This is a genomic window from Sulfurospirillum tamanense, from assembly GCF_016937535.1.
Lineage (GTDB): Bacteria > Campylobacterota > Campylobacteria > Campylobacterales > Campylobacteraceae > Sulfurospirillum_B > Sulfurospirillum_B tamanense.
Genome location: NZ_JAFHKK010000021.1, coordinates 1 through 17523, shown reverse-complemented (window position 1 = coordinate 17523; position 17523 = coordinate 1). Strand labels below are relative to the sequence as shown.

Annotated in this window: 13 protein-coding genes; 9 read left to right on the top strand and 4 right to left on the bottom strand. The window is 48.3% G+C overall.

Going from position 1 to position 17523, the window contains the following annotated elements; genetic code table 11:
* Positions 1-11 precede the first annotated feature (11 nt).
* Together JWV37_RS09355 and JWV37_RS09350 are read right to left on the bottom strand one after the other, a co-directional pair.
* Complete coding sequence (locus JWV37_RS09355) at positions 12-1289, bottom strand: dihydroorotase (protein WP_205459533.1); 1278 nt, start codon at positions 1287-1289, stop codon at positions 12-14.
* A gap of 8 nt (positions 1290-1297) precedes the next feature.
* Positions 1298-2230: an aspartate carbamoyltransferase catalytic subunit gene (locus tag JWV37_RS09350; protein ID WP_205459532.1), complete on the bottom strand. Its 933-nt coding sequence runs from the start codon at positions 2228-2230 to the stop codon at positions 1298-1300.
* Between the two features lie 346 nt (positions 2231-2576).
* On the opposite strand from JWV37_RS09350, the gene aspA reads away from it, so the two are divergent.
* The 8 genes from aspA to JWV37_RS09310 all read left to right on the top strand — a co-directional run bounded on the left by aspA (position 2577) and on the right by JWV37_RS09310 (position 13507).
* Positions 2577-4010 carry an aspartate ammonia-lyase gene (aspA, locus tag JWV37_RS09345; protein ID WP_205459531.1) on the top strand — a complete coding sequence of 478 codons (1434 nt, stop codon included), beginning with the start codon at positions 2577-2579 and terminating at the stop codon, positions 4008-4010.
* Between the two features lie 67 nt (positions 4011-4077).
* Positions 4078-5379, top strand: coding sequence for an anaerobic C4-dicarboxylate transporter (locus tag JWV37_RS09340; protein ID WP_205459530.1), 1302 nt, complete (start codon positions 4078-4080; stop codon positions 5377-5379).
* Positions 5380-5420: 41 nt separating this feature from the next.
* The gene (locus JWV37_RS09335) at positions 5421-6443 is read left to right on the top strand and encodes a type II asparaginase (RefSeq protein ID WP_205459557.1); all 1023 of its coding nucleotides are present in this window, start codon (positions 5421-5423) and stop codon (positions 6441-6443) included.
* A gap of 54 nt (positions 6444-6497) precedes the next feature.
* Positions 6498-8390 carry a methyl-accepting chemotaxis protein gene (locus JWV37_RS09330; protein WP_205459529.1) on the top strand — a complete coding sequence of 631 codons (1893 nt, stop codon included), beginning with the start codon at positions 6498-6500 and terminating at the stop codon, positions 8388-8390.
* Positions 8391-8414: 24 nt separating this feature from the next.
* Positions 8415-10271, top strand: coding sequence for a sensor histidine kinase (locus JWV37_RS09325; RefSeq protein WP_205459528.1), 1857 nt, complete (start codon positions 8415-8417; stop codon positions 10269-10271).
* Positions 10268-10915 (top strand): response regulator transcription factor, encoded by a 648-nt coding sequence (locus tag JWV37_RS09320; protein ID WP_205459527.1) that lies wholly within the window; start codon positions 10268-10270, stop codon positions 10913-10915. Before JWV37_RS09325 ends, JWV37_RS09320 begins: the two co-directional genes overlap by 4 nt.
* An 88-nt stretch (positions 10916-11003) precedes the next feature.
* Positions 11004-12863, top strand: a complete 1860-nt coding sequence (locus JWV37_RS09315) for a sensor histidine kinase (protein WP_205459526.1) — start codon at positions 11004-11006, stop codon at positions 12861-12863.
* Complete coding sequence (locus JWV37_RS09310) at positions 12860-13507, top strand: response regulator transcription factor (RefSeq protein WP_205459525.1); 648 nt, start codon at positions 12860-12862, stop codon at positions 13505-13507. Before JWV37_RS09315 ends, JWV37_RS09310 begins: the two co-directional genes overlap by 4 nt.
* Positions 13508-13522: 15 nt before the next feature.
* Here JWV37_RS09310 and JWV37_RS09305 read toward each other — a convergent pair whose 3' ends face one another.
* Entirely contained in the window at positions 13523-14845 is a 1323-nt protein-coding gene (locus JWV37_RS09305) for a Na+/H+ antiporter family protein (protein ID WP_205459524.1), read from the bottom strand.
* Between the two features lie 213 nt (positions 14846-15058).
* On the opposite strand from JWV37_RS09305, the gene JWV37_RS09300 reads away from it, so the two are divergent.
* Positions 15059-16702 carry a sensor domain-containing protein gene (locus JWV37_RS09300; protein ID WP_205459523.1) on the top strand — a complete coding sequence of 548 codons (1644 nt, stop codon included), beginning with the start codon at positions 15059-15061 and terminating at the stop codon, positions 16700-16702.
* Here the strand turns inward: JWV37_RS09300 and JWV37_RS09295 are convergent.
* The coding region (locus JWV37_RS09295) for a PDC sensor domain-containing protein (protein WP_205459522.1) at positions 16699-17523 on the bottom strand (825 nt) is incomplete at its 5' end. The genes JWV37_RS09300 and JWV37_RS09295 overlap by 4 nt on opposite strands.

The window sequence follows — 17523 nt, the reverse complement described above, 5'->3', positions numbered from 1 at the left end:
TACATGTACACTTACAAACAATTGGGAAAATCAAACACCACGCGGCCGCTTTTGAGTGTTTTTACGGCGGCTCCTGTGAGGGTTTGGTTGAGGAGTGGGGAGTTTTTGGATTTGGATTTGTTAAGTTTTTCATCGTACACGTAGGTCATCTCAGGGTCGATGATGGCGATGTCGGCAAGCATGCCTTTGGCGATTTTGCCTTTGTTGTCTAGGTGCAAAATCTTCGCAGGGTTAGCGGAGGTAAGTTCCACCATGCGCTCAAGGGTGATGACCCCTTCTTTCACGAGTGCCAAAGTCAAGGGCACCAAGGTTTGAAGGCCTAAAATCCCAAAAGGCGCCTTGTCAAACTCTACAAATTTCTCATCCGTATGGTGCGGCGCGTGGTCAGTAGCGATGACATCCACAAGCCCGCTTCGCAACCCCTCTTTCATGGCCTCCACGTCGCACTTTGAGCGCAAGGGCGGAGACATTTTAAAGTAGGTATCGTACGTGAGCAAGTGTTCGTCTGAGAAGCTAAAATGGTGGGGCGCCACTTCGCAGGTGATGCTCACGCCCTCTTTTCGCGCCAATTCGATGAGTTTGAGTGACCACGCCGAGCTCACATGGGCGATGTGAATGTGCCCTTTAGTCAGCTTGGCCAGCAACATGTCCCGCGCTACGGCGATCTCTTCTTTTTCAGAAGGCATCCCTTTGAGACCCAAAATAGTCGAGGTTGGCCCCTCATTCATGACCCCATGACGGCACAAAGAGCAATCTTCTGAGTGGCTAATGACAAAGGAGTTGAACCCGCGCGAATACTCCAACGCCGCGCGCATCACCGTACTGCTAGACACGGGCAAGCCATCGTCCGAAAACGCCACCGCGCCCGCTTCTATCATGTCGCCCATCTCCACGATGCGGTCACCCTTGAACCCTTGCGTCACCGCTCCGATGGGCAACAAATCGATGAGTCCTCTCTCTTTTGCCTTAGCAATCATGGCGCGGGTAATGGACGCGTTGTCGTTGATGGGCGTGGTGTTGGCCATGGGCAAACACGTGGTCACGCCCCCTGCTACGGCAGTTTCACTCCCTGAAATGACGTCGTCTTTGTACTCTTGGCCAGGGTCGCGAAAATGCACGTGCATGTCGATAAGACCGGGCATCACAAGCATCCCTGTGGCGTCGATGACCACGTCGGCTTGCACCTCTTCGGTGGTAATCTCAACGATGGTCTCACCTTCGATGACCACGTTGGCGTTGATGCGCCCGTCGGCGTTGATAATCGTTCCGTTTTTAATGAGTGTTTTCATGGTGTTTCCTAACTGTTTCGGTTGCGATTAAGGATGTCAAGCACCGCCATGCGAATGGCTACGCCGTTTTCCACTTGGTTCAAAATGACCGACACTTCGGGGTTTTCTACCACATCGGAGTTAATCTCCACCCCGCGGTTAATGGGGCCTGGATGCAAAACGATGGGGTTGGGGTTCGCCAGTTTGATGCGCGTGGAACTCAGCCCAAAAAACTTGGAATATTCACGCGTCGAAGGGAACGGGGTACTGCCATCTTGCCGTTCTAGCTGAATGCGTAGCATCATGATGACGTCAGAACCCTCGATGGCCTCTTCCATGGTCTTGCACACGTGGCATCCAAACACATCCACATGGGCGGGCATCATGGTCGGTGGCCCAAAAAGCTTCACCGTCATGCCCAGTGTTTTCATGGCCCAAATGTTCGAGCGCGCCACCCTGCTGTGAAAAATATCGCCGATGATAACGACCGTTAGCCCTTCCAAACGCCCCTTGTGCTCTTGGATGGTCATGAGGTCTAAAAGCGCTTGGGTGGGGTGTTCGTGCAAGCCGTCTCCCGCGTTGACGATACACGCATCCGAGTGCTGTGCCACAAACTGTGCCGCGCCAGAATTGGGATGGCGCAAGACAAAGATGTCCGTTTTCATGGCTTCCATGTTATGGATGGTGTCAAGGAGGGTTTCGCCTTTTTGGGCGCTGCTTTGGGAGGCGGAAAAGTTGATGGCGTCCGCACCTAAGCGCTTTGCTCCCGTCTCAAAAGAGACGCGCGTGCGGGTCGAATTTTCAAAAAAAGCGTTAATCACGGTCTTGCCGTGCAACGAACGGGTTTTTTTAACCTCGCTGTTATTGAGGTCTTTAAACGCTTGTGCTGAGCTCAAAAAAAAGAGGATTTCTTCTTTGGAGAGCTCCCTGAGGCCCAGTAAATCTTTGTGTCGATACGCCATGAAGCACACCTTGGGGAGGAATTGACGGGTTAAAATGCAGCTAACCGAATCTGCGAATTTTAGCAAAAATTCCCTTAAGCACTGAGTGGGTGCGCCTGTGAGCGGTTTTTTGAGGCCACTAAGCGCTCAGGACGAGCGCTGGCCGAAAACCCTCGGAGATTTGCCAAGGATGGCAAATCGAGAATGAGCAAATAGGCGCGCCCGCTCAGTGCTTTACATGTAAGGCTTTGTCTCTCATTCCTGTAGTTTTATTACTAATCTTTATTTTTCACTTTTATCTAAAAAAGTCTCCAAAAAGCCTCTTTTGCATCCTACACTTCTCCAAATACATTTTAAGGAGACCCCCATGTCAACCCGACTCGAACACGATCTCATCGGTGACAAAGAAATATCCAATGACTGCTACTACGGTGTACAAACCGCACGTGCGATGGAGAACTTTCATATCACTGGTGTAACCTTAAGTAAATTTCCTACTTTTATCATTTCTCTTGCCAAAGTAAAAAAAGCAGCCGCGTTAGCCAACTTTGAACTAGGGCTGTTAGCAGAGAAAAAAAAGAATGCTATCTGCCATGCGTGTGATGAACTCATCGCGGGACGTTACCATGACCAGTTCATGGTCGACATGATTCAAGGAGGGGCTGGCACTTCGACGAACATGAATGCCAATGAAGTTATTGCCAACATTGGTTTAGAGTTTATGGGATTTGCTAAAGGAGAGTACAAACACCTCCACCCTAACAATGACGTCAACCTTTCCCAGTCTACTAATGATGCCTACCCTACTGCCCTTCGGGTGGCTTTGTATGAAAAGCTTGGAGAACTTAACGAATCCATGGCCATCATCAAAGGAGCCTTTGCTAAGAAAGCTACCGAGTTTAAAGATGTCATCAAGATGGGACGCACCCAACTTCAAGACGCCGTACCCATGACATTAGAACAAGAGTTTCGTACTTATGCAGTCATGATTGGCGAAGACATTGAGCGTATCCGTGAAGCCCAACAGTTAGTCCGTGAGATGAACATGGGAGCAACAGCTATTGGGACAGGGATTAATGCCCATCCTGAGTACACCAAACTCGTAGAGAGCAAACTCCAAGAAGTGACAGGACGTCCGTTTGTGACAGCGGGAGATTTGATTGAGGCGACCCAAGATACGGGCGCGTATGTGCAGATTTCTGGGGTGCTTAAACGGGTAGCGACTAAGATGTCTAAGATTTGTAATGACTTGCGCCTTTTAAGCTCAGGCCCCCGTACAGGGTTTAATGAAATTAACCTCCCTGCCATGCAACCGGGAAGTTCCATTATGCCAGGTAAAGTGAACCCTGTGATTCCTGAGGTAGTCAACCAAGTGTGTTATCAAGTGATTGGCACCGACGTGGCTATTACCATGGCGTCTGAGGGCGGGCAGTTACAGCTGAATGTCTTTGAACCGCTCATTGCCTACAACTTGTTTAACTCTATCAACATGATGAAAAATGCTTTTGAAACCTTGGCTACTTCGTGTGTGTGTGGGATTACGGCCAATAAAGAGCGTTGTTTGGAACTGGTGCTTAATAGCATTGGGTTAGTCACCGCCCTTAATCCTTACCTTGGGTATGAGAACTCTACCATCGTGGCCAAAGAAGCCTTACAGAGTGGACGGTCAGTGTATGACATTGTGTTAGAAAAAGGGTTCTTAGAAAAAGAACAATTGGATGAGATTATCAAACCTGAGAACATGATTCGACCCAAGAACTACGGGTTGTCGGAGAAACATAAGATTAAGCCGGTGGTGTGAAGTTACATGTAAAGACCTAAACGGGTGCGCAGCAGTGCGCACCCACACTTAAAACAAAGGAGTTTCTATGTTATGGCTTGAAGTCATCGTTGTGCTAGGCGCCATCTATTTTGGTGCAAGACTTGGAAGTATCGGTATCGGTTATGCAGGGGGGATTGGTATCCTTGTGCTTACTCTTGGTATGGGCTTAAAACTTGGCTCTATTCCCATTGATGTTATCCTCATCATTATGTCTGTTATCGCGGCCATTGGTGCCATGCAAGTCGCGGGTGGGCTTGATTATATGGTCAGTATTGCGGAGAAAATCTTACGCAAAAACCCCAAACAGATTGTTTTTTTGGCGCCCATCGTGACCTACATCATGACCTTTTTTGCAGGCACTGGCCATACGGCGTTTTCTACCTTGCCCGTCATTGCTGAAGTGGCCAAAGAGCAAGGCATCCGTCCTTCACGCCCCCTTAGTATCGCGGTTGTTGCTTCTCAGATTGCCATCACTGCTTCGCCTATCTCAGCGGCAGTTGTTTTCCTTAGCGGTGTGCTTGAGCCTTTAGGGGTGGGGTATTTGGAAATCTTAGCCGTGTGTATTCCTTCGTCCTTTTTAGCGTGCATGGTTGCGGCGCTTGTTTCTGGCTTTTTGGGCAAACCCCTCAAGGATGACCCTGTGTACCAAGAGCGTCTTGCTAAAGGTTTGATTAAAATGCGTGGCGAAACCAAGCTCGAAATCAAGCCTGGCGCAAAACTTTCCGTGGGCATTTTCTTGTTTGCTATCCTCGCCGTTGTCACCTATGCTACGATGATTAGTGGTAAAGTTGGCCTCATCGAAAACCCTGTCGTAGGGCGAGATTCTGCCATCATGCTTTTCATGCTTACTGCTGCGGCACTCATCGCGTTTTTTACCAAAATCGACTCGGCCCAAGTGCTTAACTCTTCTACCTTTAAATCGGGCATGAGTGCGTGTATTTGTGTCCTTGGTGTTGCATGGCTTGGCTCTACTTTTGTGGTGAACCACATTGATGCCATTAAAGTGTTTGCGGGCGATTTGCTTAACCACTATCCGTGGATGCTAGCCGTGGTGCTTTTCTTTGCTAGTACCTTGCTCTACTCCCAAGCTGCCACTGCTAAAGCGCTCATCCCTGCGGCGATCGCCCTAGGTGTTGCCCCTGTTTCTATTGTCGCTTCTTTTGCTGCGGTCAGTGCACTTTTTGTCCTTCCTACTTACCCTACGCTCATCGCGGCCGTGGAGATGGACGACACAGGTTCTACACGCATTGGCAAATTTGTCTTTAACCATCCCTTTATCATCCCTGGTGTGATTGCTATCGCCCTGTCTGTTGCCTTTGCCTTTGTTATTGGTGGGCTGATTCTTTAATACCCAAAGGAGTTACGATGCATATTCTCAAATTTTCTCTTATGGCATGCGTGGCGGGAGCCTCTTTACTTATGGCTAAACCCAACATCACCATCCTTGCCACTGGCGGAACCATTGCGGGCTCTGGAGCTACGGCCGTTTCAAGTAGCTACACCGCAGGCGCGGTAACGGTAGATAAACTCCTCGCCGCGGTGCCCTCCATCAATGAGATGGCACTTATCAAAGGGGAACAAATCTCTAGCATTGGTTCTCAGGAGATGAACAACCACGTCTGGCTCAAACTCTCCAAGCGCGTCAATGCCCTGCTAGCTGACCCAAAAGTGGACGGCGTGGTCATCACCCACGGCACCGACACCATGGAAGAAACCGCTTACTTTTTAACCCTCACGGTTAAAAGCGACAAACCCGTCGTGCTTGTGGGTGCCATGCGTTCAGGCACCTCCATGAGTGCCGATGGTCCGTTAAACCTTCACAACGCCGTGAGCGTGGTCACCCACAAAGAAAGCAAAGGCAAAGGCGTGCTTGTGGTCATGAATGACGAAATCCACAGTGCACGGGAAGTGACCAAAAGCAACACCTCTTCGGTCAACACGTTCACCTCGCCCAACGCAGGGAAAATCGGCACCGTTTATTATGGCAATGTAGAATTTTTCATGCAGCCCTTACGCAAACACACGCTTTCTTCAGAGTTTGACGTGAGCGGGCTTGAAGATTTGCCCCGTGTGGATATTCTTTTTGGACATCCACACGGCACCAAAGACCTCGTAGAGGCGGTGGTTAAAGCGGGGACCAAAGGCATCGTGTATGCAGGCATGGGCAATGGTAATCCTTTCCCAAGCACCCAAGACGCCCTTGGTGACGCGGTGAAAAAAGGGGTTATCGTCGCACGCTCTTCGCGCACAGGAAGCGGTAGCACAGTACAAGAAGGGGAAGTGGATGATGCCAAATACGGTTTCATTGCTACCACAAGCCTTAGCCCTCAAAAAGCCCGCGTGCTGTTGATGCTAGGACTTACCAAAACTACCGATAAAGAGGCACTCCAAAACCTTTTCTTGACGTACTAATGCTTTGGGCTAGGGCATTGCTCTAGCCTTCTCACCTCTTGTAAAGGACTTCTTATGACTCTTAGCTTTAAAACAAAAATCTTTCTTAGCGTTGGCACCCTCTTGGGTATCAGTTTGTTTCTTTTGGCGGTTTTTAACCACCTCCAACACAAGCAAAGCATCACCCTTGCCACTGACACGGAGTACAAGATTTTAGCCACTTCCTTGCAAGAAAAAATCGATACATGGATGGAGACAAAAGCCCTCTCCGTAGAAAGCTTTGTGCAAAAACTTACCCACCATGACCCCCATTTAGAAAAACAAGAAATCTCCACTTTGCTTCTTTTGGCAAAACAAAGCGGTGGGTTTGACCATGTGTTTGCAGGCTTTAGTAATGGCAAGACCATCGACCACGACAACCGTAACCGCGAGGGCTACGACCCCCGCACCAGAGGGTGGTATAAACAATCCATTGGGCACCAAGATGTTTTTATTAGCGACCCTTACATAGGTGCGAGCAGTGGAAAATTGCTCATCACTTTTGCCAAGCGCATTCTTGATGCTTCGGGCAAGCCTATCGGCGTTTTAGGAGCAGATGTTTCCCTGGAAACCATCACCCGTTCCGTGCTTAACCTTGCACTTCCTGAGGGAGGAAGAAGCATGATTTTAAACACCGACTTACTCGCCATCATCGGCATTAAAGACAAAGAAGAAGCATCATTTTTTAGTAAAAACACCCACTTTGATGCCTCGGCTATCGCGTTGGCGGCTCACCACAAACAAACGTTTACCCACCAAGAAACACCCCAAATCTTTTTTTCAGCTCGCCTACAAAGCCGCCCATGGATTGTCGCTCTTGTTGTGAGTGAAGCGGCAATCTACCAAGGCGCTACGACCGCTTTTCGTTCTAGTATGGGACTTTTTTCGGTTTTTGTACTGGTGGCAACTGCGTTGATGTATGGCCTTTTAACGACCCTCATGCGCCCTTTGGACGCACTGCATGAAACCGTAAAAGACCTTGCAGGGGGCGAGGGCGATTTAACCAAGCGCCTTGCTGTCAAACATCACGATGAGTTTGGGTGCATTAGCCATGAAATCAACCGTTTTATTGAAAAAATCGCCAACCTCATCCGCGAAGCAAGTCTCAGCGGGAGTGAAAACGCCGCCATTGCCGCCGAACTCTCTTCAACCACTGCTTCAGTCATCACGCTTGCTCACCAAGAAGGCGCACTTTTGCAAGATGCAACAGCCCTTGGGCAAACCATCTCTGTTTCTTTGGATGAGGCTTCGCACACAACCCAGGCAAACCAAAAACGCCTTCTTGGTACCAGCGAAGAGCTAAACCGTGTGCGTTCACGCATGGAAACCCTCAACACCACCTTGCAAGAAACCTCTTCGCGGGAAGCGTCCATCGCCCAAAAACTCTCAGAAATTAGCGAAAATGCTACAGATGTCAAAGAGGTGCTCACTATCATCGGTGACATCGCCGACCAGACCAATCTTTTGGCCCTCAACGCGGCCATCGAAGCGGCGCGCGCGGGAGACCACGGGCGTGGGTTTGCCGTGGTAGCCGATGAAGTGCGCAAACTCGCCGAACGCACCCAAAAAAGCCTCACCGACATCAACGCCACTATCAATGTGGTCGTCCAATCCATCATTGAAACCAATGCGCAGATGCTCCAAGCTTCCCAAAACCTGCACGGGCTCTCGGACGAATCCACGCAGATTAACCACACCCTCTCCCAAAGCGTTACCCTGATGAACGAGGCCATCAAAGAGACCCAAACCACCCTCTCGGGCTACCTCGAAACCACCACCAAAGTCACCCAGCTCACCCATAATTTAGACGCCATCGCAGACATCGCTCAGCGCAACATTCACAGCACCCAAGAGGGGGCCAAAGCCAGTGAACACCTCTTTCAACAATCCGAACAACTCAAACTTTCCCTTGGGCACTTTAAGATATAATGACGTACTTTTAGGGAGGTCGTAATGAGACTTTGGGTAATTGCGGCACTGTTTTTTTTAACGTGGTGCACCTGTGCGTCCCTTTGGGCAAGCGACACCAAACAAATTTTGGTCATCAACTCTTACCACAAAGGGTTTCAATGGAGTGATGACATGCTTAGTGGCATCGAAGAAGTGCTTTATGAACACCCCGACATCACCACCAATATCCTTTACATGGACTCCAAACGCATCAGTTCCGAAGAGTATTTTGCTACGCTGCGGGAGCTGTATAAACTCCAGCTCAAAAACCAGCGCTACGATCTCATCGTCGCCATTGACACCTTTGCGTACAATTTTTTGCTTAAATACTACCATGAGATTTTTACCGATGAACCTTTGCTTTTTACGGGTCCTGAGCAGTTTTCCCTTGAGGCGGTGCAAAAAGTTGGGCTTGAAGATCGTGTGGTGGGGCTTCTTGAAAAACGGGCTATTGAGGAGTCGATTCCGCTTATTTCCAAGATGATGCCTTCGTTAAAAAAACTCACCATCATTAATGACGGAAGTACTAACGGGGACGATTCGGATCTTTTTATTCGTCAGGCCATTTTAGACAACCAAGACACCTTTGAGGTGGAGTATATTCGCCACTCTTCCCTTGAAGCGCTCGAAGCACGTTTTAGCACCCCTCGCCCCAATGAAGCTATTTTTTTCATCCGTTTTTACAATGCCCATGATGGAACTTTTTACAAAAACAACCAAATTGCCGCCATGATTGATAAAAGCGCCTTACCTGTGTTTGTCACCGATACGCTTTTTATGGGGAAAGGGGCCCTTGGCGGGAAAGTTGTTCCTATTCGCGCTTTGGGAGAAAACACAGGAAAACTTATTTTACAAACCCTCAAAGGCGAAATCACCCCTTTACATGTAAGCACCGATGAGACTTACGAATACCAATTTGACGTGCAAAAACTTGCCCACTTTGGCCTCTCGCCCCATCCTCATGTGGGCTCTTACACACGCTTAAACGCTCCTCTTGGGTTTTTTGACAAGCATCGGGTGTTTGTCGACACCATCTTTGTGGCTTCACCCTTGTTGGTGCTGCTCATCCTAGGCCTTGGGCACAACATTTACATGCGTGCGCGTAACGAAGCCAAACAGCGCGCCATCGAACTGCAACAAAACAAACACCAACAATTCATCGTCCAACAAGCCAAATTGGCCGAGATTGGCGAAGTGTTTTCCTCCATCGCCCACCAGTGGAAAAGCCCGCTCATCGAGATTGCCGCCATCGCCCAAGAGCACGTCTATACATGTAAAGACCAACCCCAGGAAGAAAACAACCAATACGTCAACGACATCATGGTGCAAGTGCGCTACATGACTGACACCATCAATGACTTTCAAAAGTTCATCATGCCCTCCGTTGACAAAAGCGTTTTTGACGTGGCCGAGACCATCGAAGAGATGTTAAAAATTATCAATCACACCATCAAATACAGCTACATCGACATCACTGTGCGCAAGCAAGGCACCCAGCGCCTTTTGGTCAATGGCTACAAAAACGAGTTCATGCAGACCCTTTTAAACATCGTCAACAACGCCAAAGACCAAATCACGCTTGCCCGAGAACGCGGAGCCATCAAGCGCGGAGAGATTAGCATCACGCTTTCGTGTGACGCAGATAAAATCATCCTCGCCATTTGCGACAACGGCGGGGGCATCCCTGAGGGAAAATTACCCCAAGTGTTTGATGCCTACTTTACTACCAAAGAAGAGGGGCATGGGATTGGCTTGTACATGACGCGGCTGATTATTGAAGAGAAAATGGGAGGCAAGATTTGGGCTTCTAACACCCCTGTGGGGGCATGTTTTACGATTTTATTAGGAAGTGCAGCATGAAAATTCTAGTTCTTGAAGACAACGAACGCTTGGCAAAAGTTATTAAAAGCGCCCTTGAGCAGCAAGGGTGGCGGGTGGATCTGTTTGGGGATGGGGACGAGGCGCTAGATGCGCTTAATAACGGGTACCATTTTTTCATCCTCGACATCAACGTCCCTTCCATTGACGGGATTTCGGTGCTTGAAACCTTGCGTATTTACCATAAAGGCACCCCCGCTATCATCATCAGCTCCAACCACGAACTGGAAAAAATCCAACTCTCTTACGAGCTAGGATGCGATGATTACCTTAAAAAACCTTTTTTCATCTACGAACTGGTCCAAAAAATCAAAAAACTCTCCCAAAGTGACGAGGGCATCACGGCCCTGTGGAAGGGCTACACCTACGATTGTCCCAATCACCGCTTGATTGACCCTTTGGGTGCGGAGATAAAACTGGCTAAAAAAGAGATGGAGTTTTTAGAACTCTTTGCCAAAGACCCCAGGCGCGTGGTGAGTTTTGGTGAGCTTGAAGAGTACGTGTGGGAGGGCGAAGAAACCTGTATGCTCAACATCCGCGCACTAGTTAAGCGCCTGCGGAAAAAACTCCCCGAAGGCGCCATTAAAACTGTCAACAAAATCGGCTACAGTTTGGGAGAGATTTAAGTGTTACATGTAAAGAAAAAAGGCCTTTTTTAGCTTTAAATTACGTAAAGTTAGTTACAATATTTTTTTGCTATGAAAAAGGGATTTAATGAACATTTATAGGCTTTTTGGAAGTCTAATGCTTTTGGTGTTACTCTTTTTTTCACCGCTTTTTGCCCAAGAACCCCAACGGGTGTTGATTTTAAATTCTTATCCTAAAAACTTCCAGTGGAGTACGGAGATTATCACGGGGATTCAGGAGGTTTTTATCGCCAATCCCAACGTTCAAGCCGATGTCATTTACATGGATGGCAGACAAGCTGCCTCTGAGACCCACTACCAAAAACTCCGCGACGCCATTACTATTAAGCGCAAAAAAACCACCTACGACCTCATCATCCCCATTGACCGCCATGCGTACACGTTTGTGCTTCATTATTACGACGAACTTTTTGCCCATGAGCGCATTTTGTTTGCAGGGATGGAACATTTTTCAAAGGTGCAAGCAGACAAAGCAGGACTATTTGAAAAAATCTCAGGCGTGCTTAAAACCCGCCCCATTAAAGACAACATCGCCATCATTCATACCATGATTCCTAGCCTCAAAAAGCTTTATATTCTCAACGAAACCAGCGCTCAAGACCTTGAATCGGGGCTTTCTATCCAAGCCATTATAGACACTTTGGATGTAGACTTTGAGGTGGAGTACGTGGGAGACTTGGCTCTGGATGAACTGGAGGCGAGGTTTTCTACCCCTGCCCCTGATGAAGCGATGCTGTTCGTTCCTTTTTACAGTGGCAACTACGACCAGTTTTACCGCAATTACGAAATCGCTTACGTTCTTAATTCCCTTGAAATTCCTGTTTTTGCCACCGATTCGCTTTTTATCACCAAGGGCATCGTCGGAGGAAAATCAGCCCTCATTAAAGACATCGGTTACACCACAGGGGAGCTTGCCATCACCTTACTGTCTAACCCAAGCGCGCCAAATCGCATCATCACAGACATCGAATACGAATACATTTTCAACTACGAAAAAATCAAAAAATTCAACCTTGAGCCTTTTTTACTCAACCAATCGTTCCGCTTTGTGAACTCTCCCGTGCGTTTTTTAGATAAGCACAAAAAATACGTCGATGCTCTCTTTCTTGTCCTTCCCTTGCTCATCTTGCTCATTTTAGGACTGGTACACAACATCTACATGCGCATCCAAAACGAGAAAAAATGGCGTGAGGCGGAGCTTCAAAAAAACAAACACCAGCAATTCATCGTCCAACAATCTAAGCTCGCGGAAATTGGCGAAGTCTTTTCCTCCATCGCCCACCAGTGGAAAAATCCCCTTGTGGAAATCGCCACCATCGCCCAAGAGCATCTCTTTACATGTAAAGAAACCGAAAAAGAAGCGGGCAACCGTTATGTGGATGACATCATGATACAAGTCCAGTACATGACCGATACCATCAACGACTTCCAAAAATTCATCATGCCCTCCACTCAAAAAAGCATTTTTGACGTCACCGAAGCCATCGAAACCATGATGAACATCATCCGCCACACTATCAAATACAACTACATCGACGTCACCATCGACAAGCAAGGCTCCAAACGCCTCATGGTCAATGGCTACAAAAACGAGTTTATGCAAACCCTCTTAAACATCGTCAATAACGCCAAAGACCAGATTGGAAAACGGCGCGAACAAGGCGAGATAAAACGTGGCGCTATCACCATCAACATCTATAGCGACGCTTCCAAAATCATCATCGCCATCTCCGACAACGGCGGAGGCATCTCCAAAGAAAAGCTCCCCCATATCTTTGACCCCTACTACACCACCAAAGAAAAAGGGCATGGCATCGGACTTTACATGACCAAACTCATCATCGAAGAAAAAATGGGGGGCAAGATTTGGGCCTCCAATACCCCCTCAGGGGCGTGTTTTACCATCATCTTAGGAAGTGCTACATGAAAATTTTACTCCTTGAAGACAACGAACGCTTGGCCAAACTCATTAAAAATACCCTAGAGCAAGAGGGTTATAAAACCGACATTTTCACAGACGGCGAAGAGGCCCTTGAAGCGTTAAATAACGGCTACCAGTGTTTTGTTTTGGACATCAACGTCCCTTCCATAGACGGGATTTCCGTACTTGAAACCCTGCGTCTTTACCACAAAGAAACCCCTGCTATCATCATCAGTTCCAACCACGAACTGGACAAAATCCGCGTCTCTTATGAGCTGGGGTGCGATGATTACCTCAAAAAGCCCTTTTACGTCTACGAATTGGTGCATAAAATCAAAAAACTCTGCCATGTTCCTTCTCAAATGGTCGCGTTATGGAAGGGGTATGATTACGACTATGCCAACCACCGCCTCTTTAACCCTTGTGGCGAAGAGATAAAACTGGCCAAAAAAGAGGTGATGTTTTTGGAGCTTTTTGCCAAAGACCCCAAGCGGGTCATTGGCTTTAGCGAACTGGAAGAGTACGTGTGGGAAGGCGAAGTGACGTGCATGGACAACATTCGCGCCTTACTCAAACGCTTGCGCAAAAAACTCCCCGAAGGCGCCATCGAGACTATCGTCAAAATAGGCTACCGCTTGGGGGAGATTTAGGCTTTACATGTAAGGCTACAACACCATCGCAGCGACCCATCCAAAGAGGATGAGCGGGATGTTGAAGTGGATGAATGTAGGCACAACGGTGTCCCAGATGTGGTCGTGTTGGCCGTCAATATTGAGCCCCGAGGTTGGCCCAAGCGTGGTGTCAGATGCGGGCGAACCTGCGTCTCCAAGGGCCGCGGCTGTTCCCACGAGCGCGATGGTCGCCAAAGGCGAAAAGCCAAACTCCATACACATAGGCACATAAATGGCCGCGATAATGGGAATAGTCGAAAACGACGAACCGATACCCATGGTGATGAGCAAGCCCACGACGAGCATCAACAGCGCTGCCAACGAGCGGTTTTGGCCGATGGTTTCACTCACAAAGCTCACCAGCGTCCCCACGCCGCCCGTGGCTTTCATGACTTCTGCAAACCCCGAAGCGGCGATCATGATAAACCCAATCATCCCCATCATTCCGATGCCTCTAGCAAACACGTCTTGGGTTTGGTCGGGCTTAACCACGCCAAAGGCCACAAACACCGCAAGCCCCGCCAACGCGCCTAGGATGATAGAGTCTGAATAGAGCTGCAACCACAACGCAAGGACGATGGCGCCCACAGCGGCCACCAAAAACAGCGGTTTGATTTCCACCGACTCAGGCTCGGCAGCTAAGAGCTGTTCCAAAGAATATTCGCGGGGTTTGCGGTAGCTCACCAAACCCGCTACCAGTAGCCCCAAAAACATCCCAAACACAGGGATGGCCATGCCTACGGGCAGTTGCGCCGTGGTGACCTGTACGCCGTTTTCTACGATGTTTTTGAGCAAAATGTTGTTGAGAAAAATACCCCCGAAGCCCACAGGCAAAAGCATATACGTAGCCGTCAAGCCAAAGGCCAGCGTACACGCCACCAAGCGGCGGTCAAGTTTCAAGGTCGCCATGGTGTGCAAGAGTGGCGGGATGAGGATGGGGATAAACGCGATGTGTACAGGGATGAGGTTTTGCGAAGAGACGGCCGCGAGCAAGATGATGCCCAAGAGCACCCCTTTAAAATACAGCTGTTGTAACGCTGTGGCCTCTTTGCCAAGGCTTTTGATGACTTTTTGCGCCAACACATCGGTGATGCCTGAGCGGGAAATGGCTACCGCAAAAGCACCCAACATGGCGTAACTGAGCGCAATAGTCGCACCCCCGCCAAGCCCGCCATTAAAGGCTTCGATGCTTCCAAGCACCCCAAGACCCGCCAACATGCCCCCCGCCAACGCGCCAATCACAAGCGCGATGACTACATTTATGCGCAACAAACTCAACACCAACATCACCAACACGGCAATTACCACTGGATTCATCTTTGCCCTTTAGTAAAAAATCAAAGCCGAAGTTATACCATGTTTGTGCTAAAGGGGCAGTTTAATGTTTTACATGTAAGCCACTCATGGACGGTGTGCTTGAGAAATAGAGGCACTTTTGTGCCATATAAGGGAGCTGTAAGAGGCTTTGGATTAGTATTAACCTGGACTTATTACATGTATCTGCCTGCTTTAAATAGGGAAGGGGATCCCATGCAGTTGCAAACCCTCGCTCCATCGGTTATGGACTATTTTCGCCGTAGTGATTTGGCTATGGTGTTGATAGAATCCCACAGTGGCAAAATCATTGATGCTAACCTTTCTGCTTTTTCACTTTTTGGCTCCGACACACTTTTTTCCATGACATTTCAGACTTTTGTGCCCTCATTTTCTTCTCATTTGTCTGTGGATGTGCTGGCTAATGCCTGTCAAAAGCAAGAGCGTTTGTGTCTTGAAGCTTGTGATGCTAAAGGGACAACCAAAAGGCTTCAGGTGGGATTTTTAAGTACCGATAGCCCCTCAAAAGTGCTATTGCTACTGCGCGATATGACCAAGAGCCCGTGCATTGAAGAAAGCCTTGCGGCGCAAAAACAGACACAAGCCGCGCTTGCACAAAGCGAAGCGCGCTTTAGGGAGCTTTTTCAAAACATTCCTTTTGTGGCAATCCAAGGGTACAGTATGAAAGGAGTGGTCCAGTACTGGAACAAAGCTTCGGAGCATTTTTATGGTTACACCCAAGAAGAAGCGTTAGGGAAAAACCTCCTTGAGCTTATCATTCCCTTATCAATGAAGAAAGAGGTAAAAGACGCCCTTAAAACCATGGCCAAAACGGGGCAGGCTATTCCCTCTTCGGAGCTTACATTGTGCCACAAAAATGGCGCTAAGGTAGAAGTGTTTTCTAGCCATGCTGTGGTGAAAATCCCTCAGCAAAACCCAGAGTTTTTTTGCATCGACATCGATATTACTGAGCGCAAAGAAGCCATTATGCGCCAACAGCTCGCTGCAAGCGTCTTTACCCACGCGCGTGAGGGGATTCTCATTACCGATGCTAAAGGGGTGATTATCGACGCTAATGCGGCTTTTGTTAAAATTTCAGGCTTTAGCCTTGAGGAGATTATTGGTACAACGCCAGAGGTGTTTTATTCTTGTGCGCACTCTTTAGAATTTTTTGCAAAGATAAAAGAAGTGCTAAAAGCACAAGGGTACTGGTGCGGCGAAGTTTGGAGTCAACACAAAAACGGTACTGTTTATCCTCGTTTGTTGACGTTGAGTGCGGTGCGAGACACCAAAGGGGTTGTGCAGCATTATGTGGCACTTTATGCAGACATTTCCCACATTAAAGCTCACGAACAAGCACTGGAAAAAGCTGCGTATTATGATTATCTTACGGATTTGCCAAACCGTGCTTTTTTAATGGAAAAGCTCACAACTGCCATCGCCAAAGCACAAGAGGAGCAAGCCCTCATGGGCGTTATGTACATTGACCTTGACGGCTTTAAGGCAATCAATGACATTTACGGACACGCGGTGGGCGATGAGATTTTGAAAATTATCTCTAAGCGGTTGCAGGCCCAACTGCGCCAAGGCGATACTCTTGCCCGCTTGGGGGGCGATGAGTTTGTGGCGATTCTAGAAGCACTAAAAACCCCAAAAGAGTACAAGCAAACCGCGCAACGGTTATTAGAAGCAGCAAAACAACCTTTACATGTAAAGGATTTGGCCTTGGAGCTTTCAGTGAGCATTGGGGTGGCGCTTTACCCCTTGGGAGCGCAAACCGCGCAAGAGTTATTGCGCCGTGCAGATCACGCTATGTACCTTGCTAAAGAAACGGGTAAAAATCGCTGTGTGTGCGACTAGGTTCCGTTACGCTTCAAACTCACCCATTTGTACGCACCCAAGGAGAGAATGAGCAAGGAAATCCCACCGATAAGGTAGAGCGCGTAGAGCATGTTGGAAAAATCACTCAAGGTGATTTTGAAGACCACCATGAGTGCTTCGATGGAAAGGGCGATGATGATGGAGGTGAGAAACTTGCTTAGCACTTTGTCTTCTACTTCTTCAGACTCGCTGTAATTTTTGTAAAACACTTCCCGTTCTAAAATGGTGCGCGCCAAATCAAAAATGGCCAAAGCGAGGGTGATGGCAATGATGGGGGTAAAAATGGAGCCGATGTCGTGGAGTAAACTGCCTGAGATGAAAGAACTGATGCTTACTTTTGCTCCAAAAGCAAGTAACACAAGCGCCATGAGTAACAAAGCAAACCCAATAAGCCCGTAAATAAGTTTAGAGACATGATTAAAAGGTTGGTTGAGCTCAATCAGTGAAAGGCTTTTGAGAATGTCAAGGAGTTTGAAATCCAAGATGAGGTACCCGCCCTCCACGGGGCGCGCGGCGGTGATGCACATGTTGCCCGTGTGGGAACTGATGTACGGGTTGCTGATAAAAATGCTATCGGGGTTGAGTTTGATTTTGGAAAACAGGTGGCCTTTGGAGAGGCCAAGGGTGATGTCATCGCGCTTTTCTTTGTAAAAGTACGAGGTCACTTGGCGAAACTGCGTATCTACCATGTAAACAAGTTCCAACGAACGCAAGAGGTTGAAAATAGATTTAGCGTTGGTCTCATCCACATGGGTAAGGTCGTTGAGTTCGATAGTGGAGCGCATAAAGTTTTCGATGAT